The 21721-nt window shown below is 72.4% G+C and carries 22 protein-coding genes; 10 read left to right on the top strand and 12 right to left on the bottom strand.

Annotated features, from left to right (window positions below; translation table 11 throughout):
• Positions 1-407 (bottom strand): cellulose-binding domain-containing protein (locus IPZ69_RS41430; RefSeq protein ID WP_235459925.1); only part of this gene is annotated, 407 nt, incomplete at its 3' end.
• Between the two features lie 255 nt (positions 408-662).
• On the opposite strand from IPZ69_RS41430, the gene IPZ69_RS41425 reads away from it, so the two are divergent.
• A complete protein-coding gene (locus IPZ69_RS41425) occupies positions 663-3578 on the top strand; it encodes a glycoside hydrolase family 48 protein (protein ID WP_235459924.1) in 2916 nt (971 codons plus the stop codon).
• A gap of 85 nt (positions 3579-3663) precedes the next feature.
• On the opposite strand, the gene IPZ69_RS41420 is transcribed toward IPZ69_RS41425, so the two are convergent.
• Entirely contained in the window at positions 3664-4644 is a 981-nt protein-coding gene (locus IPZ69_RS41420) for a helix-turn-helix transcriptional regulator (protein WP_235459923.1), read from the bottom strand.
• Positions 4645-4684: 40 nt separating this feature from the next.
• Here IPZ69_RS41420 and IPZ69_RS41415 point away from each other — a divergent pair, with 40 nt between their 5' ends.
• Positions 4685-5164 carry a hypothetical protein gene (locus tag IPZ69_RS41415; protein WP_235459922.1) on the top strand — a complete coding sequence of 160 codons (480 nt, stop codon included), beginning with the start codon at positions 4685-4687 and terminating at the stop codon, positions 5162-5164.
• Positions 5161-5628, top strand: a complete 468-nt coding sequence (locus IPZ69_RS41410) for a hypothetical protein (protein ID WP_235459921.1) — start codon at positions 5161-5163, stop codon at positions 5626-5628. The genes IPZ69_RS41415 and IPZ69_RS41410 overlap by 4 nt, the downstream gene beginning before the upstream one ends.
• On the opposite strand, the gene IPZ69_RS41405 is transcribed toward IPZ69_RS41410, so the two are convergent.
• The 3 genes from IPZ69_RS41405 to IPZ69_RS41395 all read right to left on the bottom strand — a co-directional run bounded on the left by IPZ69_RS41405 (position 5606) and on the right by IPZ69_RS41395 (position 7832).
• A complete protein-coding gene (locus tag IPZ69_RS41405) occupies positions 5606-6355 on the bottom strand; it encodes a class I SAM-dependent methyltransferase (protein ID WP_235459920.1) in 750 nt (249 codons plus the stop codon). The two genes, IPZ69_RS41410 and IPZ69_RS41405, sit on opposite strands and share 23 nt — an antisense overlap.
• Positions 6356-6360: 5 nt before the next feature.
• Positions 6361-6666 (bottom strand): 4a-hydroxytetrahydrobiopterin dehydratase, encoded by a 306-nt coding sequence (locus tag IPZ69_RS41400; protein WP_235459919.1) that lies wholly within the window; start codon positions 6664-6666, stop codon positions 6361-6363.
• Positions 6667-6743: 77 nt separating this feature from the next.
• A complete protein-coding gene (locus IPZ69_RS41395; RefSeq protein WP_235459918.1) occupies positions 6744-7832 on the bottom strand; it encodes an ADP-ribosylglycohydrolase family protein in 1089 nt (362 codons plus the stop codon).
• Positions 7833-7861: 29 nt separating this feature from the next.
• Here IPZ69_RS41395 and IPZ69_RS41390 point away from each other — a divergent pair, with 29 nt between their 5' ends.
• The 5 genes from IPZ69_RS41390 to narJ all read left to right on the top strand — a co-directional run bounded on the left by IPZ69_RS41390 (position 7862) and on the right by narJ (position 11250).
• A complete protein-coding gene (locus IPZ69_RS41390; RefSeq protein ID WP_235459917.1) occupies positions 7862-8701 on the top strand; it encodes a helix-turn-helix domain-containing protein in 840 nt (279 codons plus the stop codon).
• An 85-nt stretch (positions 8702-8786) separates the two neighbouring features.
• Positions 8787-9650 carry a helix-turn-helix domain-containing protein gene (locus IPZ69_RS41385; RefSeq protein ID WP_235459916.1) on the top strand — a complete coding sequence of 288 codons (864 nt, stop codon included), beginning with the start codon at positions 8787-8789 and terminating at the stop codon, positions 9648-9650.
• 116 nt (positions 9651-9766) lie between these two features.
• Positions 9767-10576, top strand: a complete 810-nt coding sequence (locus tag IPZ69_RS41380; RefSeq protein WP_235459915.1) for an SAM-dependent methyltransferase — start codon at positions 9767-9769, stop codon at positions 10574-10576.
• A gap of 78 nt (positions 10577-10654) precedes the next feature.
• Positions 10655-10777, top strand: coding sequence for a hypothetical protein (locus tag IPZ69_RS47240; RefSeq protein WP_268835699.1), 123 nt, complete (start codon positions 10655-10657; stop codon positions 10775-10777).
• Positions 10777-11250, top strand: a complete 474-nt coding sequence (gene narJ, locus IPZ69_RS41375; protein ID WP_235459914.1) for a nitrate reductase molybdenum cofactor assembly chaperone — start codon at positions 10777-10779, stop codon at positions 11248-11250. Before IPZ69_RS47240 ends, narJ begins: the two co-directional genes overlap by 1 nt.
• Here the strand turns inward: narJ and dnaK are convergent.
• From dnaK to IPZ69_RS41345, 6 genes are all read right to left on the bottom strand, one after another.
• Positions 11247-13112, bottom strand: a complete 1866-nt coding sequence (dnaK, locus tag IPZ69_RS41370) for a molecular chaperone DnaK (protein WP_235459913.1) — start codon at positions 13110-13112, stop codon at positions 11247-11249. The two genes, narJ and dnaK, sit on opposite strands and share 4 nt — an antisense overlap.
• Before the next feature lie 130 nt (positions 13113-13242).
• Complete coding sequence (locus tag IPZ69_RS41365) at positions 13243-13668, bottom strand: OsmC family protein (protein ID WP_235459912.1); 426 nt, start codon at positions 13666-13668, stop codon at positions 13243-13245.
• A 56-nt stretch (positions 13669-13724) separates the two neighbouring features.
• Positions 13725-15521 (bottom strand): vWA domain-containing protein, encoded by a 1797-nt coding sequence (locus IPZ69_RS41360; RefSeq protein ID WP_235459911.1) that lies wholly within the window; start codon positions 15519-15521, stop codon positions 13725-13727.
• Entirely contained in the window at positions 15518-16579 is a 1062-nt protein-coding gene (locus IPZ69_RS41355; RefSeq protein ID WP_235459910.1) for an ATP-binding protein, read from the bottom strand. The genes IPZ69_RS41360 and IPZ69_RS41355 overlap by 4 nt, the downstream gene beginning before the upstream one ends.
• Positions 16580-16659: 80 nt before the next feature.
• Positions 16660-18786, bottom strand: coding sequence for a phage holin family protein (locus IPZ69_RS41350; RefSeq protein ID WP_235459909.1), 2127 nt, complete (start codon positions 18784-18786; stop codon positions 16660-16662).
• 75 nt (positions 18787-18861) lie between these two features.
• Positions 18862-19263 carry a hypothetical protein gene (locus IPZ69_RS41345; RefSeq protein ID WP_235459908.1) on the bottom strand — a complete coding sequence of 134 codons (402 nt, stop codon included), beginning with the start codon at positions 19261-19263 and terminating at the stop codon, positions 18862-18864.
• Positions 19264-19346: 83 nt separating this feature from the next.
• Here IPZ69_RS41345 and IPZ69_RS41340 point away from each other — a divergent pair, with 83 nt between their 5' ends.
• Together IPZ69_RS41340 and IPZ69_RS41335 are read left to right on the top strand one after the other, a co-directional pair.
• Complete coding sequence (locus tag IPZ69_RS41340) at positions 19347-20120, top strand: MBL fold metallo-hydrolase (RefSeq protein WP_235459907.1); 774 nt, start codon at positions 19347-19349, stop codon at positions 20118-20120.
• Positions 20117-20749: a DedA family protein gene (locus IPZ69_RS41335; RefSeq protein WP_235459906.1), complete on the top strand. Its 633-nt coding sequence runs from the start codon at positions 20117-20119 to the stop codon at positions 20747-20749. Before IPZ69_RS41340 ends, IPZ69_RS41335 begins: the two co-directional genes overlap by 4 nt.
• On the opposite strand, the gene IPZ69_RS41330 is transcribed toward IPZ69_RS41335, so the two are convergent.
• Positions 20746-21721, bottom strand: a 976-nt coding sequence (locus IPZ69_RS41330) for an MBL fold metallo-hydrolase (RefSeq protein ID WP_235459905.1), incomplete at its 5' end; no start/stop codon positions are given. The two genes, IPZ69_RS41335 and IPZ69_RS41330, sit on opposite strands and share 4 nt — an antisense overlap.

Genomic DNA, 21721 nt, shown 5'->3' with positions numbered 1-21721 from the left:
TTGCACGTCGTGCCGTTGAGCCGGAACCCGGCCGGTGCGGCGTTGCTCCCCGACCAGGAGCCGAGGAACCCGGCGCCGACGCTCGCGCCGGTGCCGAGCGAGGCGTTCCAGCTCTCGTTGGCGGCGGTCACGGTGGTGCCGGACTGGGACCACTTGGCGCTCCAGCCCTGGGTGACCTTCTGACCGCCTGCGAAGTCGAAGGTGAGGCGCCAACCGCTCAGCGGGGCCGAGTGGTTGGTGACCTTCACGGCGGCCTGGAAGCCGGTGTCCCACTGGCCGGTGACGGAGTACTCCACCGTGCACGCGGGTGTGGCCCCGGACGCCGAGACCACCGGCACCAGTGCGGCGCCGACGAGGGCGACCGCCCCGGTGACGGCTGGAAGTACTGAACGCGGGGGGTGTCGCATGAGCGACTCCTTGCAGCTCGGACGCGGTGACGCACGCGTCGAACGAACGGAATCGCTCCCACTGGTGCGAAGGAAGGTAGCGCCAAGTGACGTCAATGGACAGAGGGGACGCCCGACTTTTCCGGGCGGATTCGTTCAATTCTTTTCGACTCTTCAAGCATCTTGACCGCCCCCACCCTCATCCCCACTATGGGAGCGCTCCCACTGGTTCAAGCCTTGACCCCCCAAGCCGCAAGCGCAAGGAGGAACCAGCACATGCATCACTTATGGACACGCGGTGCCGTGCGGCGGCTCTGGACCGCCGTGGTGGCGGCGCTCGCCCTCCCCCTGTCGACGCTCGCCACGGGTGCGACTCCCGCGCAGGCCGCGGCACTTCAGTGCAGCGTCGACTACAAGACCAGCGACTGGGGCTCCGGCTTCACGGCGGACCTCACCCTCACCAACCGCGGCACGGACGCGATCAGCGGCTGGGCGCTGACGTACGGCTACGCGGGCAACCAGAAGCTCGTGAGCGGCTGGAACGGCACCTGGTCCCAGTCCGGCCAGACGATCACCGTGCGGAACGCCCCCTACAACGGGACGATCGCCGCCGGCGCGGCGGTCACCACGGGTGCGCAGTTCTCGTACAGCGGCGGCAACACCGCACCGGCGGCCTTCGCGGTCAACGGCACCGCCTGCAACGGCGCGCACCGGCCGCCGGTCGCCGTGCTGACCAGCCCGAGCGCGGGCGCGACCTACTCGCAGGGCGAGGCGGTCCCGCTCGCGGCGACCGCGGCGGCGGCCGACGACGCGACCGTCGGCAAGGTCGAGTTCTACGACGACACCACGTTGCTGGGGACGGACACGAGCGCGCCCTACACGCTCTCCGCCGCCAATTTGGCCGTGGGCAGTCATTCCCTGGTGGCGAAGGCGTACGACAGCCTGGGCGCCTCCGCGTCCTCCACGCCGGTCGGCATCACGGTCACCTCGGGACCCGTCGTGGTCGCCTCGCCGACCCAACTGGGCATCCAGCAGGGCAAGACTGGCACGTTCGCGGTGAAGCTCTCGACGCAGCCGAGCGCCGACGTCACCGTGAGCGTGGCCCGCACAGAAGGCAACACGGGGCTGTCGGTCACCGACGGATCCTCGCTCACCTTCACGCCGTCCACCTGGAACACGGCCCAGACGGTGACCATCACGGCCGACTCCTCGGGCACCGGCTCGGCGACCTTCACCGCCTCGGCGACCGGGCACACCAAGGCGACGGTCACCGTGACGGAGCTGACGGCGTCGAAGGGGTACGACGCCCGTTTCCTGGACCTCTACGGGAAGATCACCAACCCTGCCAACGGCTACTTCTCCCCCGAGGGCATCCCGTACCACTCCGTCGAGACGCTGATCGTCGAGGCCCCCGACCAGGGCCACGAGACCACGTCGGAGGCCTACAGCTACCTCCTGTGGCTGCAGGCCATGTACGGCAAGGTCACGGGTGACTGGTCCCGGTTCAACGGGGCGTGGAGCCTGATGGAGAAGTACATGATCCCGACCCACGCCGACCAGCCGACCAGCTCCTTCTACAACGCCTCGAAACCGGCGACGTACGCGCCCGAGTGGGACACCCCGAACGAGTACCCGGCGAAGCTGGACCCGTCGGTGTCCGTCGGTGCGGATCCGATCGCCGCCGAGCTGAAGACCGCGTACGGTACGGACGACGTCTACGGCATGCACTGGCTGCAGGACGTGGACAACGTCTACGGCTTCGGCGACGAGCCCGGCAAGTGCGAGGCGGGCCCGACGGCCACCGGACCCTCGTACATCAACACCTTCCAGCGCGGCCCGCAGGAGTCGGTCTGGGAGACGGTCCCGCAGCCCACCTGCGACGCCTTCAAGTACGGCGGCACCAACGGCTATCTGGACCTGTTCACCGGCGACTCCACCTACGCCAAGCAGTGGAAGTACACGGACGCCCCGGACGCCGACGCGCGTGCGGTGCAGGCCGCGTACTGGGCCGACGTGTGGGCGAAGGCGCAGGGCAAGGGCGGCGACGTGTCGGCCACCGTCGGCAAGGCGGCGAAGATGGGCGACTATCTGCGCTACGCCATGTACGACAAGTACTTCAAGAAGATCGGGAACTGCGCCGGTCCGTCCACCTGCCCGGCGGGCACCGGCAAGGACTCCTCCGCCTATCTGCTGTCCTGGTACTACGCCTGGGGCGGCGCCAACGACACCAGCGCGGGCTGGGCCTGGCGGATCGGCTCCAGCCACGTCCACGGCGGCTACCAGAACCCGCTGGCCGCCTACGCGCTCAGCTCCAACGCCGATCTGAAGCCCAAGTCGGCGACGGGCGCGGCGGACTGGGCCACCTCGCTCGGCCGTCAGCTGGAGTTCTACCGCTGGCTCCAGTCGTCCGAAGGAGCCATCGCGGGCGGGGCGACGAACAGCTGGCAGGGCCGGTACGCCACCCCGCCAGCCGGTACGTCCACCTTCTACGGGATGTACTACGACTGGGAGCCCGTCTACCACGACCCGCCGTCCAACCAGTGGTTCGGCTTCCAGGCGTGGTCGATGGAGCGGGTCGCCGAGTACTACCAGCAGACGGGGAACGCCGCCGCCAAGGCGATCCTCGACAAGTGGGTCAAGTGGGCGCTGTCCAAGACCACGATCAACCCCGACGGCACCTACCTGATCCCCTCCACGCTCCAGTGGACCGGCCGGCCCGACACCTGGAACGCGTCGAGTCCGGGCGCGAACGACGGACTTCACGTCACCGTCGCCGACTACACGAACGACGTCGGCGTGACGGCCGCGTACGCCAAGACCCTGACGTACTACGCCGCCAAGTCCGGTGACGCGACGGCGAAGTCGACGGCCAAGGCGCTCCTCGACGGCATGTGGAACAACTACCAGGACAGCCTGGGCATCACCGTCCCGGAGACCCGCGCCGACTACAACCGCTTCGACGACGGCGTGTACGTCCCGAGCGGCTGGAGCGGCAAGATGCCGAACGGCGACACGGTCAACTCCTCCTCGACCTTCCTCTCCCTGAGGTCCTTCTACAAGAACGACCCGGCCTGGTCGAAGATCGAGAGCTATCTGGCGGGCGGCGCCGCACCGAGTTTCAAGTACCACCGCTTCTGGGCCCAGGCGGACATCGCCCTGGCCATGGGGTCGTACGCGGAACTCCTCGAATAGTTCGCACCGCCCCATCGGGGCGCTTCTTCGGGCGGTCCCCACCCGCGCTGGGGGCCGCACCTCGTCCCGGGCCGTGGTTTCTCTATCAATCGGCGCCGTCCGCACGGGAGTTGCCGTAGATCCGGGCCAGTTCGGACACCGTGCGGCTGATCCGGTCGCGTAGCTCGGCGGGGCGCAGAACCTCGATGTCGGCGCCCAGGCGCAGGAATGCGCCGTGCGCGTGGTCGACGGACTCGATGGGGACGGTCGCCACCGTCCAACCATCCGCGTCAGTACGGCCGTTGGCCCGTACAGCCTCGCCCGTCTGGCCGGTGAGGCGGGCGCCCGGGGCCAGCCGGATCACCGCCTCTTCCCCGTGCAGCCGGTCGTGGAAGTCGCGCTGGTACGCCGTCCAGTAGGCGGCCAGGTCGAAGTCGGCGGGGCGGGTGAACTCCTCGTCCGTGGCGGCGAGCCGGAGGATCTGGTCGACGCGGAAGGTCCGTGGTGCGAGCCCGGGCCCGGCTCCGGCGACCACGTACCAGCGGCCCGCCTTCAGGACCAGCCCGTACGGTTCCAGGCGGCGCCGCACGTCGGTGGGCTCGCGCCAGCGCCGGTACAGGACGTCCAGCGCACGGCCGTTCCAGACGGCGTCGGCGACGGCGGCGAGGTACGGGGTGTCGTCGGCGTCGGCGTACCAGCCGGGGGCGTCGAGGTGGAAGCGGCCGCTGACGCGGTCGGCGTGGGCGCGCAGTGCGGCCGGGAGGGCGGCGCGGACCTTGAGCTGGGCGGCGGCCAGCACCGGGCCGAGGCCGAGGTCGGCGGCCGGTCCTGGGGCGCCCGCGAGGAAGAGAGCCTCGGCCTCCTCGGTGGTCAGGCCGGTGAGCCGGGTGCGGTAGCCGTCGAGGAGGCGGTAGCCGCCGGCGTGCCCCGCGTCGCCGTACAGCGGCACCCCCGCCGCGCTCAGCGCCTCGACGTCCCGGTAGACGGTACGCACGGAGACGTCGAGCTCCTCGGCGAGCTGCGCGGCGGTCATCCGGCCCCGGGTCTGGAGCAGCAGCAGGATCGAGACGAGACGGCTGGACTTCACTGACACAGGATGTCAGTGAAGCGGGCCTAGCGTCCCGTCCATGGCCTTCGAGGAGAAACTGCTGACCGTGCCGCCGCCGATCGTGGTGGCCGGCCGGCGCGTCAAGCGCTACCACGTCACCACCGACCCCGCGGGCATCGCGCCCGAGGTGGAGCGGGCGGCGTACGCGATCCTGCCCGACCTGCTGCCGGAGCCGGACGGCACACCGCCGGCGACGTTCGTCGTGCTGCACCGGGGCGGGGACAGCGGCGCCTACCTCAACGCGTACAGCTGGGTGTGGGACAACGTGCTGCACTACCGCAACGCGGCGGCGGGCCAGCCGGTGCTGGGCTGCCCGGACACCGAGCCCACCCACTTCGTCGTGCCGGCCCTGCCGTGGATCGGCTGTGTGTGGGAGCTGCCGCCGATCCAGCACGAACGAGACGCCTGGGTGCGGCATCTGCTCGCCCCCGAAGTCCCCGACCTGGAGGCCTATATGACCGACACCCTGCCCGAGGGAACCACAGGAGACCGCTCATGAGCAGCCCGCACGACTTCGACTTCTTCCACGGCGACTGGGCGGTCCGCCACCGCCGCCGCACCGACTTCCTCGACCCGGACGGCGACTGGGAGGAGTTCCCGTCGACGAGCCGCTGCTGGCCGCTGTTCGACGGGGGCGCGAACATCGACGAGATCGACCTGCCCCGGCTCGGGTCCAAGGGGCTGACGCTGCGGCTGTTCGACCAGGAGAGCGAACGGTGGTCGCTGTACTGGTCCTCCAGCCGCAGCGGGAAGCTGTTCCCGCCGGTGGTGGGCCGGTTCGAGGGCGGCCGCGGCGAGTTCCACGGCACCGACACGCACGACGGGAAGGACGTGCGGGTGCGGTTCGTGTGGTCCGGGATCTCCCCCACCGCGGCGCGCTGGGAGCAGGCGTTCTCGGTGGACGGCGGGGAGACCTGGGTGACCAACTGGACGATGGACTTCAGTCGGCCCGCGGCTTCCTGAACGCCCGGACGCTGAAACGGGGGTCGGGGCGGGGGCGGTCCTGGTCGGGCAGGGCCGCCAGCCGCTCGGCGAGGCGCTCGGTGAGCGGGTCGTCGGGGCGCAGCACCGTGAACCAGCCGCGGCGCAGGTCGGCGATGGTGCCCCGGGGGGTGCGGCCCTGGCCGAGGCCGGGGAAGGTGGCCCGGCCCGCGGGGAGGAGCCCGTGGTCGGCGGCGTGCGCGGCGACGGTCGCGGCCGCGTCGTGGGCGGGGCGGCGCGGGCGGGGCGCGAGGACGACGTCGATGTCGCTGCCCACGTCGTGCGCGGCGGCCTTGTCGACGGTGGTGACGTACACCCCGCCGGGCCGCAGCACCCGCGCGCACTCGGCGACGACGGCCCGGACGTCGGCCGGTTCGTCGATCAGGTGCAGCAGCCACACGCTGGTGACGGCGTCGAAGGTGGCGCCCGGAAACGGCAGCCGGCGGCTGTCGGCCAGCAGGACCGAGCCGGGCAGCCGGGCTTCGGCCATCCGGGCCATGCCCGGGGCGAGGTCGGCGCCCGTGACCCGGGCTTTGGGCCGGGCGGCCGCCAGCCGGCGGGTCACGATGCCGGTGCCACAGGCGACGTCGAGGAGACGCCGGGCGTGGTCGGGTATCAGGCCGAGGACGGCGTCGGCGGCCGCCTCGGCGCGTGGTTCGCCGCCCCGGGAGGCGTCGTAGGCGTCGGCTTCCTTGTCGTAATTCAGCACACGGTTCAGTGTGCGCCGTGACCTGCGGCGATGTCCTCCACCTTGCGGGCGAGCTCGAAGTCCTTCTCGGTGACGGCGCCGCCGACGCTGTGGGTGTTCACGGTGAGGGACACCGAGTGGTAGCCGAGGGTCAGGTCGGAGTGGTGATCGAGGTCCTGCTGGATCTGGGCGATGTGCACGACCAGTGCCGTCGCCGCGAAGTGCGAGCCGAGCCGGTAGGAGCGGGCGATGCGGTTCCCTTCGAGCGACCAGCCCGGCAGCTCGGCCAGCCGGTCCTCGATCTCCTTCTGCGACAACGGTTCGACGGGCATGGGACGGTTCCCTTCCTACGGGTCGCGTACCCGTTCAGCCTGCCACAGGAGAGCCGTCGCGGCCCTGACCGAAGGCGTCAGCGACGGCCGCATTCGGCCGCCAGGTCGTCCGCCAGCGCGGCGATCCGGGCGCGGCCCTCGACCCGCTCGACCCAGGAGTGCGGCAGGCCGACATCGCCGTGCCGGGCGCCGAGCAGATTGCCGCACAGGGAGCCGGTGGAGTCGCTGTCGCCCGAGTGGTTGACGGACAGCAGCAGGGCGTCCTCGACCCGGGGCGTGGCCAGCGCGCAGTAGACGCCGATGGCGAGGGCCTCCTCGGCGACCCAGCCAGCGCCGAGGGACTCGACCTTCTCGGCCGTCGGCGACCCCTGCGCGGCCAGGTCGACGGCCCGGCGCAGGTCGGCCGAGGTCTCCTCGTGGCCGGGATGGAGTTCCAGCAACCGCAGCGCGCGCAGCACCGAGCCCTCCAGGGAGTCCCCGGCGACGAGGTACGCCACGATCGCGGCCAGCGCGCCCGACGCGTAGTAGCCGGTGGGGTGGCCGTGGGTGATCTGGGCGCCGCGGGCGGCCATGGCGAAGGCCGCGTCGGCGGGGTTGACGAGGCCGAAGGGCGCCGAGCGCATCACCGCGCCGCAGCCCTTGGAGTCGGGGTTGACCTCGCCGGGCCTGCCGTCGAGCGGAAGTTCCGGGTCGGGGGCGTACATCTGGGCGACGCCGGACAGGCAGGCGTTGCCGGGGGCCCGGCGGGAGTACAGCCAGGCCTCGGTGACCAGGCCGCCGGCCGGGGCGCCGCTCGTGGGCGGTGCGGCCTGTTCGGGGCCCGGCTTCGTCTGGGTCTCCAGCCAGCGCTCGTAGGCCCGGCGCAGCAGCAGGGCCCAGCCGCCGCCGATGCCCTTGTGCCGTTCCCGTGCGTGGGCCTGGACGAGGGCCTCGGCGGTGAACAGGGTCATCTGGGTGTCGTCGCTGATCCGGCCGACCACGCCGTGCGCTCCGGGCACCGGCCCGGTCACCCCGCGCTCTCCGTGCGCGGCCCGGATCCGGTCCAGGGAGGAGAACTCGACGGGGTAGCCGAGGGCGTCGCCCAGCGCACCACCGAGCAGGCAGCCGCGGACTCTGGCCCGGTACACCGCCGCGGCCTCCCAGGACTGCTGCCACGGCTCGTTCATGCGCGCGCTCCTCGACTACGGTCGTCCGTATGACCATTGTCGCCGCCGGCTCCGCCGTGTCCGCCGTGTCTGCCGCCACCCCCGCCGACAAGCGCGTCGGCCCGCTGCTGCGCGCCTGGCGGGAGCGACGCCGGGTCAGCCAGCTGGAGTTGGCGCTGCGTGCCGACTCCTCGGCCCGGCACATCAGCTTCATCGAGACGGGCCGTTCGCGGCCGAGCGAGGACATGGTGCTGCGGCTGGCCGAGCACCTGGACGTGCCGGTGCGGGAGCGCAACGCCCTGTTACTGGCGGCGGGTTACGCCCCGCACTACCCCGAGACCCCGCTGGACGATCCGGCCCTCGACGCGCTGCGCGACGGCATGGAGCGGCTGATCCAGGGCTACGAACCGTATCCGGCGCTGATCGTCGACGCCACGTACACGGTCGTCGCCGCCAACCGGGGCATCGCGATGCTCCTGGACGGCGTACCGGAGTCCCTGCTGGCGCCCGCGCCGAACGCGATGCGGCTGACCCTGCACCCGCACGGGCTCGCGCCGCGCATCCGCAATCTGCGCGAGTGGCGCGGGCACCTGCTCGCGCAGATGGAGCGGCAGATCGCCCTGCATCGCTCGGACGCGCTGCGCACGCTGTACGAGGAGGTCGCGGCGTACCCGGTGCCGCCGGGCGCGGACGACGAGGAACCGGCCGGATCCGTCGCCCACTTCGCGCTGCCGATGCGGATCGAGCACGCGGGCCGGATCCTGTCGTTCGTGTCGTCGATCTCCACCTTCAACACGCCGATGGACGTGACGGTCGCCGAGTTGGCCATCGAGACGTTCCTGCCGGCCGACCCGGCGACCGCCAAGTACCTGCGCGAATCGCCGAGTTGACGCTTCAGTCCCCTCGACCACGTGTGCGACACGGCGTGCCGTGACACACTGCTCGCGTACGACGGCGCGTAGGGGAGGGCGTGGCGTGAGTGAGCGGCGGGCTGCGCCCACCGTCGGCCAGGTGGTGCTCGGCAAGCGGCTTCAGGAACTGCGCGAGGCGGCCGGCCTGGGGCGCGACGAGGCGGCCCGGGTGCTGCGGGTGGCGTCGGCGACCGTACGGCGGATGGAAATGGCCGAGGTCGCGCTGAAGATTCCCTACGTACAGGTGCTCCTGACGACGTACGGTGTGCCCGCCGACGAGGCCGCCGCGTTCGTGGAGCTGGCCGAGGACGCCAATCAGCCGGGCTGGTGGCAGCGGTTCCACGACGTACTGCCGGACTGGTTCAGCCTGTACGTGAGCCTGGAGGGCGCCGCCCGGATCATCCGCTCCTACGAGCCGCATTTCGTGCCCGGACTGCTGCAGACCGAGGACTACGCGCGCGCCGTGCTGGAGGCAGGGACGATCGGACAGGCCGGCACGGAGGCGATCGAACGGCATGTGTCGCTGCGCTTGGAGCGGCAGCGGCTGCTGGAGCGGGAGCACGCCCCGCACCTGTGGGTGATCATGGACGAGACGGTGCTGCGGCGCCCGGTGAGCAGCCGCGGCGAGGTCATGCGCGACCAGCTGGACAAACTGCTGGAGTACGCCGAACGGGACCAGGTGACACTGCAGCTGGCGGAGTTCGCGAGCGGCCCGCACCCTGGGACGTACGCGCCCTTCTCGCTGTTCCGGTTCGCCGAGCCGGAGCTGCCGGACATGGTCTTCACCGAGTACCTGACCGGTGCCCTGTACCTGGACTCCCGCAAGGAGGTCTCCGCGCACCTGGAGGTCCTGGACCACATGACCGCTCGCGCCGCGTCGGCCCAGCGCACCCGGAAGATCCTGCGGGAGTACCGCGAGAACTTCTGACACCGCCCACGGCGCCCGCGCCCGGCCGCGGGGCACGCACGCAGCACGCCCGCAGCGGGCGGCACCCCCATCGACATCCCTCGAAGACCCTTCGATCGCCTAGGAGACGACACCGCATGACAGGATCCGACGCCGCGCCCGTCCAGATCGACACGAGCCGTCCGCACCCGGCCCGGGTGTACGACTGGTGGCTGGGCGGCAAGGACAACTACCCGGTGGACGAGGAGCTGGCCCGCAAGATCCTGGCCGCGGACGGCACGGCGGTGCGGGGGGCGCGCGCCAACCGCCGGTTCATGCACCGGGCCGTACGCACGGCCGCCGAGGCCGGGATCCGCCAGTTCCTGGACATCGGGACCGGCATCCCCACCGAGCCCAACCTGCACCAGGTGGCCCAGGGCGCGGCCCCGGACGCCAAGGTGGTGTACGCGGACAACGACCCGATCGTCCTGCGGCACGCGGAGGCGCTGCTGCACGGCTCCGCCGAGGGCACCACGGAGTACGTCCACGCCGATGTCCGCGACCCCGACACCATCCTGCGGCTGGCCGGTGAGACCCTCGACTTCGCGCAGCCCGTCGCGCTGTCCCTGGTGGCGCTCACCCACTACCTGGGCGACGCGGAGGACGACGTGTACGGCCTGGTCGGGCGGTACGTCTCCCTGCTCGCCCCCGGCAGCTACCTGATCCTCTCCCAGGTCACCCCGGACCTCAGCCCCGAGGGCGTGGCCCAGGCGACCGAGCTGTTCCGGCGCAGCGGCACGCCCTTCTACCCGCGCACGCTGCCCGAGTTCACCCGGTTCTTCGACGGCCTCGAACTGCTCGGCCCCGGTGTGATCCCGGTGTACGGGTGGCGGCCGGAGCCGGAGGACGTGACGGCCCAGGCGGAGGGTGTCGTGCCCGTGTACGCCGGGGTCGCGCGCAAGGCCTGACCCGGACGGGTGCGGTGAACAGGTGCGCTTCCGCGCTCGCCCCTAGGTTCGAAACCGGGGGCGAGCAAGGGAGCGCACGTGACCGACACCCGGATATCGTCCGCGCCGCCCGCCGAGCCGGTCGGGCAGCCGCCGCACACCGCACGGATCGTCCGGCCCGACCGGCCGGCGCCCGGCCCGCATCGCCCACGGGAGGCGTGATGCCCACGGACGCGGTGCTGTACCAGGCGGCGGCGCTGTGCCTGACCCATCCGGACGACGACTTCGTCGCCCGGCTGCCGCTGCTGCGCGAAGCCGCCCCGCAGCTACGGGAGTTCACCGACCACGCGACCGCGACCCCGCTGCCGGAGCTGGCCGCGCACTATGTGCGGGTCTTCGACGCCGAGGACCGCCGCAGCCTCCGGCTCAGCCGGTGGTACGAGGGTGACGCCCGGCGGCGCGGGAGACCGCTGACGCGCTGCGCGGACGCCTTCAAGGCGCACGGCCTGGAGTGCAGTGGCGAGAAGCCGCCCGACTTCCTGCCGGCGGTCCTGGAGTTCACCTCCCGGACCGGCGAGACGGAGCTGCTCACCGAGCATCGCGACGCCCTGGAGCAACTCCGCCGCCGCCTCACCGAGTTCGGCACGCCGTACGCCACCGTCCTGGACGCGGTGTGCGCCGCCGTGCCGGGTTAGGCCGCGCCGCCCTTCGTGTCGCGTTCGTCGTCGACGATCTCCGCGTCGACCACGCCCTCCTCCTCCGGCGTGCCGTTCGCGTCGGCCGTGTGTCCCTCGGCTGAACTCCCGGCGGCCTGGGCGTACATGGCCTGGCCCATCTTCTGGCTGACGGAGGCGAGTTTCTCGACGCCGCCGCGCAGGGCGGCCGTGTCGGCGTTCTGCTCCAGCAGGGTCTTGAGCTCGCCGGCCGCCGCCTCGACCTCGGCCTTGGTGTCGGACGGCACCCGGTCCTCGTTGTCCCGGATGAACTTCTCGGTCTGGTAGACGAGTTGCTCGGCCTGGTTGCGGGTCTCGGCGGCCTCGCGACGCTTACGGTCCTCCTCGGCGTACTGCTCGGCCTCCCGCATCATGCGGTCGATGTCGTCCTTGGGCAGGGCCGAGCCACCGGTGACCGTCATCTTCTGCTCGCGGCCCGTGGCCAGGTCCTTCGCCGAGACGTGCATGATCCCGTTGGCGTCGATGTCGAAGGCCACCTCGATCTGCGGCACCCCGCGCGGGGCGGGCGGCAGACCGGTCAGGTCGAAGACGCCGAGCTTCTTGTTGTACGCGGCGATCTCGCGTTCGCCCTGGTAGACCTGGATGCCGACCGAGGGCTGGTTGTCGGTGGCGGTGGTGAAGATCTCCGAACGGCGGGTCGGGATGGTCGTGTTGCGCTCGATGAGCTTGGTCATGATGCCGCCCTTGGTCTCGATGCCCAGGGACAGCGGGGTGACGTCCAGCAGCAGGACGTCCTTGACGTCGCCGCGGATGACACCGGCCTGCAGGGCGGCGCCGACCGCGACCACCTCGTCGGGGTTGACGCCCTTGTGCGGCTCCTTGCCGGTGAGCTCCTTGACCAGGTCGGTGACCGCGGGCATCCGGGTCGAACCGCCGACGAGGATGACGTGGTCGATGGCGGAGAGCTTCACGCCTGCGTCCTTGACGGCCTGGTGGAAGGGCGTCTTGCAGCGGTCCAGCAGATCGGCGGTGAGCTCCTGGAACTGGGCGCGGGTGAGCTTCTCCTCCAGGTGCAGCGGGCCCTCGGCGGAGGCGGTGATGTAGGGGAGGTTGATGCTGGTCTCGGACGAGGAGGACAGCTCGATCTTGGCCTTCTCGGCGCCCTCGCGCAGCCGCTGCACCGCCATCTTGTCGTTGCTCAGGTCGATGCCGTTCTGTCCCTTGAACCGCTTGACCAGGTACTCCACGATCCGCTGGTCCCAGTCGTCGCCGCCCAGGTGGGTGTCGCCGTTGGTGGCCTTCACCTCGATGACGCCGTCGCCGATCTCCAGCAGGGAGACGTCGAAGGTGCCGCCGCCGAGATCGAAGACGAGGACGGTCTGCTCCTCGCCCCGGTCGAGGCCGTAGGCGAGGGCGGCGGCCGTCGGCTCGTTGATGATCCTCAGCACCTTGAGGCCGGCGATCTCCCCGGCCTCCTTGGTCGCCTGCCGCTGGGAGTCGTCGAAGTACGCCGGCACGGTGATCACCGCGTCGGTGACGTCCTCGCCGAGGTAGGACTCCGCGTCCCGCTTCAGCTTCTGCAGCACCCGCGCGGACAGCTCCTGGGCGCGGTAGCGGGTGCCGTCGATCGAACCGCTGTCCGGGAAACGCCAGTGGGCATCGCCCATGTGCCGTTTCACCGAGCGCGCGGTGCGGTCCACGTTGGTGACGGCCTGCCGCTTGGCGACCTCGCCGACCAGCACCTCGCCGTTCTTGGCGAAGGCCACGACCGACGGTGTGGTCCTCGCCCCCTCGGCGTTGGCGACGACCGTGGGCTCGCCGCCCTCCAGTACGGCCACCACCGAGTTCGTCGTCCCGAGATCGATCCCGACCGCACGTGCCATCTCCGTCCCCTTCCGCCCGGGCCCTTCCCAGACTCCAGCACAAAACTTGAGTGGTCCATTGTCAATGCCGGGTACCCAGAAACGGCGATGCCGCGCCCGGGGGGACGCGGCATCCGAAGGCGCGGGGGTGTCAGGCGAGCTTCGCCGACAGGGTGATGGTGGTGCCGGTCAGGGCCTGGCTGACCGGGCAGTTCTTCTTGGCCTCCTCGGCGGCCGCGACGAAGCCGTCCTCGTCCAGGCCGGGGACGGTGCCCTCGACGGTCAGGTGGATGCCGGTGATGCCCTCACCCGGCTGGAAGGTGACGTCGGCCGAGGTGACGAGCTTGGTGGGCGGGGTGCCGGCGCCGGTCAGGCCGTGCGACAGCGCCATGGAGAAGCAGCTGGAGTGGGCGGCGGCGATCAGCTCCTCCGGGCTGGTCTTGCCGTTCGCCTTCTCGGCGCGCGACGGCCACGACACCGGCTGCTGGCCGATGCCGGAGGAGTCGAAGGTGACGACACCGTTGCCCTCGATCAGGTTGCCTTCCCAGACGGTGTGAGCGGTGCGCGTGGTTGCCACGGTTCTTCCTTTCGCGGGTGGACCCGGTTCGGTGTCCCATCCGATCACATTCGGGCTCAGCGCACCCTGAAGACCGGCCCGCGGGCGGTGAACGGCAGATGACGGCCCTCGGGAATCAGATAGGCGTGCTCGCGCCGCACCCGCAGCACGTCGCACCAGCCGTCGGTGATCACCAGGACGGGCGCGCCCGGCGGGAAGTCCTCGGCCCGGTGCAGCAGGTCGATCCCCGGCTGCAGGACCGTACCGCCGCGGCCGTGCACCCGTACCCGCCCGGCGATCTCGGTGACCGGCAGATAGCCGACGTCGTGCGGGGCCGCGTCGCAGAAGACGACCCGGGCGGCCGGGACGTCGCGGGCCTCGGCGTACGAGGCGATGGCACCGAGCGCCTTGCCGAGCAGCGTGCGGTCCATGGAGCCGGAGGTGTCCAGGACCACGCCGAACGTGCAGCGGGCCACCTCCTCGGGCGGGAACCAGCGGCCCGCGCGCGGGATGTCGGGGGTGGCCGACTGACGCCGCGAGGGGCGGGCGTACGAGCGCACCGCCTCGGGGCGGGGCACGAACTCGTCGAACCAGCGGGCGAGTCGGGCGTCCCAGGGCAGCGGCGGGTGGCTGAGCGCGCGGATCTCCTCGACCAGGCCGCCGGGCAGGAAGCCGCGGTCCTGCTCCTGGTGCAGGTCCAGGCCCCGGGCCAGGCCGCGGCGGTAGAACTCGTCGAGGTCCACGTAGTCGCCGGGCGGGCCGAGCGGGGCGCCGAGCACGTCGCCGAGTCCCTTGCCGCGCAGGGTGGCCAGGCGGCGTGTGCGGCGCAGGTCGCCGGCGATGCGGTCGTAGACCTCCTCGGAGGACAGGCCGGCGAGCGCCGGGTCGTACAGCAGGCCCTCCGGCATGGTGCCGATCTGCATCTCGCGGAGCCAGCCGTTGATGACGTAGTCGCAGGCGATGTTGAAGAGGTAGGGGTCCCGGGTGCCGCAGCGGTCGCCGTGGCGCAGGGCGGCGTGCAGCATCTCGTGGCCGAGGACGAACCGCCACTCCTCGTCGTCGAATCGGCACAGGGGATTGACGTAGATCTCGCCGGCCTCCGGGTTCACCGCGGCGACGGAGATGCCGTGGGCGCGGGCGAGTTCGGCGTCGGCGACCAGCTTGATCCCGGCCGCGATGCCGCCGAGCAGCGGATAGGAGGCGATGAACCAGCTCAGGGCCCGCTGCCAGGGGCGCAGCCGCGTCGCTTCACCGTCGAGGGAGTCGCGGCGGCCGCCCGCCATGTCCATCGCCGCAGACACCGTACGGGTCAGCGCGGTGGCGAACGCCAGTTGGTGGTCCGGGGGCTGCAGCCAGCGCACCCATGGCATGAGCAGTTGGTCGGGCTCGTCGCCCGCCGTGCCGCAGCGTTCGTACGCCGCCGGGAGCCCGTCCCTGCGCCAGCGCGCGGCGAGCTGCTCCTCGTCGCCGTCGGGGTAGGAGGCGGGGAGGTCCTCGGGGGTGGTGCCGATGGTGAAGTTCAGCAGGAAGCGGTTGACGACGACGCAGCGCGCGGCGAGGTCGAACCGGTCCGGCTGGGTGCGTTCGCCCTTCACCGCGGGGACGTGCCCGAAGCCCACGTGCAGGACGGCGTGCGCGAGCGCCCAGGCCCAGGCGGCCGGATCGGCGAGGCGGTTCGGGTGGATGTGCAGGTCGGCGTCCGAGTCGACGACCACGAGCCCGTCGCGGGGCGCGAACCTGCACTCCTCCTGCCGGCAGATGCCGAACTCGACCGCCGCCAGCGCCGGGTTGGCCTTCACCAGCCGCATGCCCTCGGCGAACGCCTCGGCCGCGAGGTCCCGCTTCTTCTGGCCCTTGCCCCGGGTACGGCTCACCGGCGCGCCTCCACGAGCCGGGGCATGTCCCGGGCCGCCTCGATCAGGAACCAGGACGGCAGAACGGGATTGCCGTCGGCGTCGGGGGCGATCACGGTCTGCGCGACCTCGACGGAGATCTCCGCGAGCTGCACCAGCAGGGACTTGGCGCGGTACGCCGTCTGCCGGCCGTTCGCCGACATGTGCTCCTTGCTGGCCGGCAGTTCCTTGACGAGCCGGCCGCGGTAGGACTCGGCGAGGTAGTACAGCAGGTCGCGGTCCTCCGGCCGGTTCGGCCAGCGGGCGTCCCCCTTGATGACGGCCTCGATGCCGAACTGACTCCGCACGATCTTGACGTAGCCGCAGAACGCGGTGGCGTGGGCCGGGGTGAGCGTCCCGTGGGCGAGGACCTTCAGGGTGGCCTCGTCGAGGTCCTGGCCGAAGGAGTGCAGCGCGTCGGAGAGCATGTGCCACGAACGCGGCGTGGAGAACGGCTCCTCGGTCTTGGGCGGCTTGGACCACAGGTGGTCGGGGCGGTCGGTGAGGTGGTCGAGGATCCAGGCGTGGATGCCGTTGCCGGCGGCCCAGGCGAGCCAGTCCTTGGGGGAGGCCTCCAGGTGGACGTGGGCGAGACGGTTGACCAGGGCGGAGGCGATGGGGCGGGCGAGGGCGTTGTCGGTGGCGCGGTTGCCGGCGCCGATGACGATGGACCCCTTGGGCAGTTCGTAACTGCCGATGCGGCGGTCCAGGATCAGCGAGTAGAACGCCTTCTGCACGTCCGGGGTGGCCGCGTTCAGTTCGTCCAGGAACAGACAGTACGGCTCGTCGCGGGCGATCGCCTCCGGCGGGCAGAACACCGAGCGCCCGTCGCGGATCTGCGGGACGCCCATCAGGTCCTCGGGGGCCAGCTGGGTGCCGAGCAGGCTCACGCACTCCAGGCCGAGCGAGGCGGCGAACTCCCTGACCAGGGAGGACTTTCCGATGCCGGGAGCGCCCCAGAGGAAGACGGGCCGGACGGTGGCCAGGCCGAGCAGCAGGTCGGGCAGACGGGCGGGAGTGACGGTGACGGCGGCCTGCAAACCCAGGGCTCCTTGAGGGTGTTCGAGAGGTGAGCGACTCGAACAGTGTGGGCGCAGGGCCCGGTGGGCGCAGCCGAATTTCAGGCGGCCCGCCGGTCGGCCTCCTCGGCCGTGAGCGGTACCTGGGGCCCGTCGGCCTCGCGCAGCCAGCGGCGCAGGACGTGGTGCACCCGCTCGGCGCCGACCAGGTCCTGCCCCGCGTCGACGGGCGCGGACAGGCTGAGGGGCGACAGCAGGAACGGGCGGGCCTGGGCGCCGCCGAGGCCGCCGTGGGAGCCGATCTGCTCCTCGAAGGCGAGGACTTCGCCGGCGGCGGGGTCGTACCAGGAGTTGACCATGATGTCGGCGGTGTGCGGGAAGGAGTGCGTGCGGCGGACGGCGTCGACGGCGCCGGGGCCGAGGCCGGCCAACGGGCCGGGTTCGTGGTCGAGCCGGTCCAGGGGGATCTCCGTGCCGTGCGCGCCGAGGACCAGGCCGCCGTGCTCCTCGCTGCGCACCAGCAGGAAGGCGATGCCGGGGTGATGGGCGAGGGTGGTGAGCAGGGCGGGGTGGCGGGCGTCGATCTCCTCCCGGGACATGCGGTGCGGCACGTCCGGGAAGGAGATCAGGCCGAGGTTGCCGGAGGCGAGCACGATCGGCTCCGACACGCGGGAGGGGCGGTGGCGCTCGCCGTGCTCCTCGACGGGGCGGCGCAGCGCCGCGCGGACGGCCGCGCGGGCCTCGGTGCCGGTCGGGTTCTGCCCCGGGCGGACGAAGCCGAGGGCGCGGGGCAGGGTGCGCTCGGCAGCGCGCGGCAGGCGCAGTCCGCAGCCGGCGCGGACCAGGTCGCCGAGGGTGAGGCCGAAGCGGGCGCGGAAGGTCTCGCCGGGACTCTGGCCGTGGTCGGACAGGACGACGATCCGGTAGGGGCGCGGGGCGTGTTCGGCGACCTTCTCGATCAGGGCGAGGCACCGGTCCAGGCGTCGCAGCACCTGCTCGGTGTCCCGGCCGCGCGGTCCGGAGTGGTGGGCCACCTCGTCGTAGGCGACGAGGTCGGCGTAGACGGCGGTGCGGCCGGCCAGCAGGTCGCCCATCACCGCGGCGACGACGACGTCCCGCTCGACGACGGTCGCGAAGGCGCGGACGAGGGGGTACAGGCCGCCGCGGCTGACGCGCGGGCGCTGCCCGCGCATCCGGGCGCGGGTGGACTGGCCGAGCTCGCGGCAGGCCTCGGCGACGAAGGACAGGGCGGTGCGGACGGCGTTGGCGGGGTCGGAGAAGTAGGCGAAGTAGCCGGCCCGGGAGCGGTTCTCGCGGCCCCGGCGGCGGGTGGCGATGGACAGGACGAGGGCCTGCTCGTCGGCGCCGCCGCTGAACAGGTTGCCGCGGCTGGCGCCGTCGAGGGTGAGCAGTCCGCCGTCGCCGGTGTGCGCGACGGCACGGCGCTGCAGTTCGGCCGCGCTCGTCGGCCGGTTGCACACCATCACCTCGCGGCTGTCCTTCTCGTACCAGCGGAACGCCGGAACGTCGAAGGTGCAGCCGTGCAGGATGCCGAGCTGGCTGGCGCCGGTCTGACTGGACCAGTCGGTGCGCCAGGAGGTGAGCCGGTGGCTGGGCCGCTGCCCGTCGCCGGCGGCGAGCCAGCGGCCGACGGTCGGCATGAGGCCGCCTCCGACGGCCTCGGTCAGGACGTCGTGGCCGACGCCGTCGAGCTGGATGAAGACGGTGCCGGGGGCGCTCGGGCAGGGCGGGTGGGCCCGGCGGCGGCGGTCGGCGAGCCGGTAGAGCCTGCGCCGGTAGGCGTCGTCGTCGCGGACGGCGAGGGCACCGCCGGTGGCGGAGGCGACGGCGGACATCACCGCGGCCACGATGACGGCGGTCTCGGGGGCGGCCTCGCTGCTGCCGGAGGGGTTGAGGCGCAGGGCGACGAGCAGGAGGGAGCCGTTGAGGAAGAAGACCAGCAGGCCGAGCACGAGCGCGGGCACGAGCAGCAGCAGCCGTACGAGAAGGGGCCAGACGACGGCCGACAGCACACCGAAGGCGCCGGCACCGAGGGCGGCGGTGACGGCGATCCGGGTGGCGCTGTCGCCGTCGGCGGACTGGAGCTGGAAGTCGGGCAGGAGCCCGGCGAGCACGAGCATGGTGACCGTGGAGACCGCCCACACGGTGATGCTCCGCCCGACCTGACTGGCGATCCGCCGCCACCGCCCGCCACGCACGCCCCGCACACCTCACGTCCCGGCCCGTCGCCGCCGTGGGCCCGGGTCCCACCTTGTCACACCGGGGGCGCGGGACCGGGAGGACTAACGCCCGTCGTAGCCGGCCGTGGGCATGGACAGGCGGCGGTGTACGCGGGCCTTCATCTGGGCGTCGTACAGGGGTTCCGCGCGGCCGACCGTCTCGACGCGCACGCCGCGCCGCGCGCACTCCTCGGTGAACTCCTCGACGGAGGACAGCGCGCTCTCCAGCACCCGGCGGCTGGGGGCCACGAACAGGTCCACCCCGGGCCGCACCCCGTCCCACAGCACGCAGTGGTCCGGCCGCAGGCCGCGCACCAGGAGCTCGCGCGCGACGACGTATCCGTGCTCGGCGGCCCAGCGCTCGCACATGGCGTGCTGGCTGCGGGAATCGACCAGGAAGGGATCGGCCTCCAGTTCCTCCAACGGCGTCAGACTCGCGATCGCCGTCACACGGACCGGTCCCATGGCGTCCCCCTCACCTCCGGGTTTCGCCGCCGACCCTACTCCTGCCCGTAGGCTTCGGGGAGTCGCGCGAAGGAGGCAAAGAGGTGCCGGTGGAGATCACCTGGTGGGGCCACGCCACCTGCACGATCGCGGACTCGAACATACGCGTGCTGACCGATCCCCTGTTCGCGCGCCGGCTCGCGCATCTCCGTCGCCGCCGGGGCGCGCTGCCCTCCCCCGAGGCCCGGCGCGCGGATCTCGCCCTGGTCTCCCACTTGCACGCCGACCACCTGCACCTGCCCTCGCTGGCCCGGCTCGCCCCGGGCACGCGCCTGCTCGTGCCCCGGGGCGCGCCACGTGCCGTACCGGGGCTGCGCCGGCTCACTCATCTGCGCCTGACCGAGATGGCGCCCGGCGACGAGACCGTGGTCGGGGACCTCGTCGTCCGGGCGGTGCCCGCCCGGCACGACGGGCGGCGGCTGCCCGTCGGCCCGCATCGCTCCCCCGCCCTGGGGTACGTCGTCACGGGCGAGGCGCGGACCTACTTCGCCGGGGACACCGGCCTGTTCGACGCCATGGCCGAGGAGGTGGGGCCGGTGGACGTGGCGCTGCTGCCGGTGGGCGGCTGGGGGCCGTACCTCGGTCCTGGGCATCTGGACGCGGGGCGGGCGGCGCAGGCGGTGGCCCGGCTGGCCCCGCGCAGCGCGGTGCCGGTGCACTACGGGACGTACTGGCCGATGGGCATGGACGCCGTGCGCCCCCATGAATTCCATGCGCCGGGCAGCGAGTTCGTGCGCCTGTCCGGCGTCCTCGCGCCCGAGGTCGCGGTGCATCTGCTCGGGCACGGGGAGAGTGTGCGCCCGGAGGTCGCGCGGTGAGCTGGCTGGCCGCCACCGCGACGACCGTGCCGCCGGAGTCCACGCAGCAGGCGATCGGCTATCCGACGTTGTTCCTGCTGGTGCTGGTCGGGGCGCTGGTGCCGGTGGTGCCGACCGGGGCCCTGGTGAGTTCGGCGGCGGTGGTGGCGTTCCATCAGACGGCCCCGTTCGCGCTGGTACTGGTGCTGGTGACGGCGTCGCTGGCCGCGTTCCTCGGGGACGCGGCGCTGTATGTGCTGGGGCGGCGCGGGATGGGCTCGAAGAACGGGTCGCGCTGGCTGGGGGCGATCCGGTCGCGGGCGCCCGAGGACCGGCTGACGCAGGCACAGGGCAAGCTGGCCGAGCACGGGGTGGCGGTGCTGGTGCTGTCCCGGCTGGTTCCGGCGGGCCGCATCCCGGTGATGCTCGCCTGTCTGCTGGCGGACTGGCCGCTGCGCCGCTTCGCCCGCGGCAACCTGCCGGCCTGTGTGGCCTGGGCGTTGACGTACCAGCTGATCGGCATCCTCGGCGGTTCGCTGTTCCCACAACCCTGGCAGGGCGTGGTCGCGGCGGTCGCGCTGACCGTTGTGATCGGCGCGACGCCCAGCGTGTGGCGCAGGGTGCGCGGAACGGCGCGGGCCCTCGACTAGACCGGCTTGCGGGCCCGCGACCGGAGCGGCTTGGAGGGGCGGATCAGGTCCGGGGTCAGGACGCGGGAGGCCCCGATCGGCAGGTCCCACAGGTTCTCGCGGTCCAGTCCCGCCCTCTCCCAGGCGAGCCGCACCCGGGTGAGCGGTTCCAGGACCGGCTCGGCGGACAGCACGAACGTGCCCCAGTGCATGGGCGCCATCCGCCGCGCGCCGAGATCCCGTACGGCCCGGACCGCCTCCTCCGGGTCGCAGTGGACGTCGCTCAGCCACCAGCGCGGGTCGTAGGCGCCGATGGGGAGCAGGGCGAGGTCGATGCCGGGGTAGCGGCGGCCGATGCGGGAGAACCAGTGCCCGTATCCCGTGTCCCCGGCGAAGTAGACGCGCTGCCCGTCGGGGTCGGTGAGCACCCAGCCGCCCCAGAGGCTGTGGCAGGTGTCGGTGAGGGTGCGCTTGGACCAGTGGTGGGCGGGCACGAAGTCGAAGCGGACCCCGGACAGTTCGGCCGCCTCCCACCAGTCCAGCTCGGTGACCACGGTGAACCGGCGGCGCCGGAACCACGGGCCGAGTCCGGCGGGCACGAACACCGGTGTGTCGCGCGGGAGCAGGCGCAGCGTCGGGGCGTCCAGGTGGTCGTAGTGGTTGTGGCTGATGACGACGGCGTCCACGCGCGGGAGCGCGCCCCAGGCGACGCCCACGGGGGTGACCCGGGCCGGGGTGCCGAGGATCCGGCGGGACCAGACGGGGTCGGTGAGGACGGTGAGCCCGCCGATCCGGACCACCCAACTGGCGTGTCCCGCCCAGGTGACGGAGATCGTGCGGCGGTCGACCCGGGGCACCGGGCCGGGTTCGAAGGGCAGCAACGGGATGTCGGCGAGCCCCTCGGGTCCGGGCCGCACGGAGCCCTCACGGGCGAACCGGGCGAGGGCCTTGAAGCCGGGCAGCGGGGCGGTCAGCCGGTCGTGGAACGTCCGC

It is taken from the genome of Streptomyces olivochromogenes, assembly GCF_021538895.1.
In the GTDB taxonomy this organism is placed as follows: domain Bacteria; phylum Actinomycetota; class Actinomycetes; order Streptomycetales; family Streptomycetaceae; genus Streptomyces; species Streptomyces olivochromogenes_A.
This window is presented reverse-complemented; position numbering and strand designations above follow the sequence as displayed.

What these genes read in the sequence shown, in the direction of transcription:
- IPZ69_RS41425 (WP_235459924.1), top strand. Translation starts at nt 663, where the DNA reads ATGCATCACTTATGGACACGCGGTGCCGTGCGGCGGCTCTGGACCGCC.
- IPZ69_RS41415 (WP_235459922.1), top strand. Translation starts at nt 4,685, where the DNA reads ATGGCCTTCGAGGAGAAACTGCTGACCGTGCCGCCGCCGATCGTGGTG.
- IPZ69_RS41410 (WP_235459921.1), top strand. Translation starts at nt 5,161, where the DNA reads ATGAGCAGCCCGCACGACTTCGACTTCTTCCACGGCGACTGGGCGGTC.
- IPZ69_RS41400 (WP_235459919.1), bottom strand. Translation starts at nt 6,666, where the DNA reads ATGCCCGTCGAACCGTTGTCGCAGAAGGAGATCGAGGACCGGCTGGCC.
- IPZ69_RS41395 (WP_235459918.1), bottom strand. Translation starts at nt 7,832, where the DNA reads ATGAACGAGCCGTGGCAGCAGTCCTGGGAGGCCGCGGCGGTGTACCGG.
- IPZ69_RS41390 (WP_235459917.1), top strand. Translation starts at nt 7,862, where the DNA reads ATGACCATTGTCGCCGCCGGCTCCGCCGTGTCCGCCGTGTCTGCCGCC.
- IPZ69_RS41380 (WP_235459915.1), top strand. Translation starts at nt 9,767, where the DNA reads ATGACAGGATCCGACGCCGCGCCCGTCCAGATCGACACGAGCCGTCCG.
- narJ (WP_235459914.1), top strand. Translation starts at nt 10,777, where the DNA reads ATGCCCACGGACGCGGTGCTGTACCAGGCGGCGGCGCTGTGCCTGACC.
- dnaK (WP_235459913.1), bottom strand. Translation starts at nt 13,112, where the DNA reads ATGGCACGTGCGGTCGGGATCGATCTCGGGACGACGAACTCGGTGGTG.
- IPZ69_RS41345 (WP_235459908.1), bottom strand. Translation starts at nt 19,263, where the DNA reads ATGGGACCGGTCCGTGTGACGGCGATCGCGAGTCTGACGCCGTTGGAG.